Origin of the sequence: Roseibium sp. TrichSKD4 (genome assembly GCF_000148725.1) — a bacterium.
Lineage (GTDB): Bacteria > Pseudomonadota > Alphaproteobacteria > Rhizobiales > Stappiaceae > Roseibium.
In genome coordinates, this window is sequence record NZ_GL476320.1 from 1204453 (window position 1) to 1206302 (window position 1850).

The window sequence follows — 1850 nt, forward strand, 5'->3', positions numbered from 1 at the left end:
TCGGCATCGGTGCCGCACTAGGTCTTGTCGTGGCTGCCGGCGTGTGGATGTATCTGCAGCACATGAACGAAGGCCTGCCGGACTACACGGCTTTGAAGAATTACGAGCCGCCGGTCATGACCCGTGTCCATGCTTCCGACGGGACGTTGATGGCAGAGTACGCGACCCAGCGACGCATGTTCCTTCCCATCCAGTCTATTCCGGATCGTTTGAAGCAGGCGTATCTATCCGCAGAAGACAAGAACTTTTATAAGCACTTGGGGGTCGATCCAGAGGGCATAGCACGTGCTGTCGTGCGTTATGTCCAAAATTTCGGGACAGGCCGGCGACCGGAAGGTGCGTCCACGATTACGCAGCAGGTGGCGAAGAACTTCCTTCTGACGAACGAAGTGTCCATTGAGCGGAAGATCAAAGAAGCCATCCTTGCGCTCCGCATTGAGCAGGCTTACACCAAGGATGAAATCCTGGAGCTCTATCTCAACGAGATTTATCTCGGCTTGGGAGCCTATGGTGTGGCAGCTGCATCGCTCGTTTATTTCGACAAATCAGTGCACGAGCTGACACTGGACGAGATGGCTTACCTGGCTGCGCTTCCGAAAGCACCGAACAATTATCATCCGTTTCGTCAGACCGACCGAGCCATTGCGCGCCGGAATTGGGTGATCAATCGCATGGTCGAAAACGGCTACGTCACGAGCGAGGAAGCCGAAGAAGCGAAAGTGCGCCCGCTTGACGTCAATCCGCGGGAAACCGGAACGCGATTGGCAGGCGCAGAGTACTTTACTGAAGAAGTGCGCCGGGAAGTTGCCAATATCTTTGGTGAGACACGCCTTTATGAAGGCGGGCTTTCCGTTCGCTCTACGGTCGATCCGAAATTGCAGGCGATGGCACGTAAGTCGCTCATGGATGGCTTGATCAAGTTCGACCGGGCCCGCGGAAGTTGGCAAGGGGCGATTGATACGATTTCCGTCGTCGGTGACTGGGGTTCTCAACTTGCGGAAGTCAAAGCGCTTGATGATCTGCCGGAATGGAAACTGGCTGTTGTTCTGGAGGCCGGCCCAGATTCAGCAAGGATTGGCTTGCAGCCGGACAGACTGGTCTCAGGTAAGTTTTCTGACGAGCGCGTGACTGGCCAGCTGTTTTTGGACACAATGAAGTGGGCAAAAGTCGGCGGACGGGCACCAAACGCGGTTTCGGATGTCTTGGCACCCGGCGATGTGGTCTATGTCGAACCGAGTGATGTAGCGCCTGGAACGTACGAGCTGCGGCAAGTGCCAAAAGTGTCTGGTTCGCTCATCGCCATGGACCCTTATACCGGCCGTGTTCTTGCCATGGCTGGTGGTTTCAGTTTCGCACAAAGTGAGTTCAACCGCGCTACGCAGGCCTATCGCCAACCGGGGTCGCTCTTCAAACCCTTCCTCTATGCTGCCGCCTTGGACAACGGGTACACGCCGTCTTCCGTTGTCATGGATGCGCCAATTGAAATCAGTCAGGGGCCTGGATTGGACACATGGCGTCCACAGAACTATGGCGGTAAATTCTATGGTCCGTCCACACTTCGCACAGGAATTGAACGCTCCAGAAACGTGATGACCGTGCGACTTGCGCAGGATATGGGCATGCCTTTGGTTGCCGAATATGCCAAGCGCTTCGGTATCTACGACAACATGCTGCCTGTATTGTCGATGTCTCTTGGGGCTGGGGAAACGACTGTCCTGAAAATGACAGCTGCTTACGCGACAATCGCGAATGGCGGACGCCGGATTTACCCCACCATGATTGACCGAATTCAGGATCGGTACGGCCGCACCATCTATAAGCATGACAGCCGAATCTGCGAGAACTGCACG

General features: G+C 55.4%; 1 protein-coding gene. It reads left to right on the plus strand.

The window, feature by feature from the left end; genetic code table 11:
- On the plus strand, nt 1-1850 hold a 1850-nt coding region (locus TRICHSKD4_RS26290; protein ID WP_040617595.1), incomplete at both ends, for a penicillin-binding protein 1A.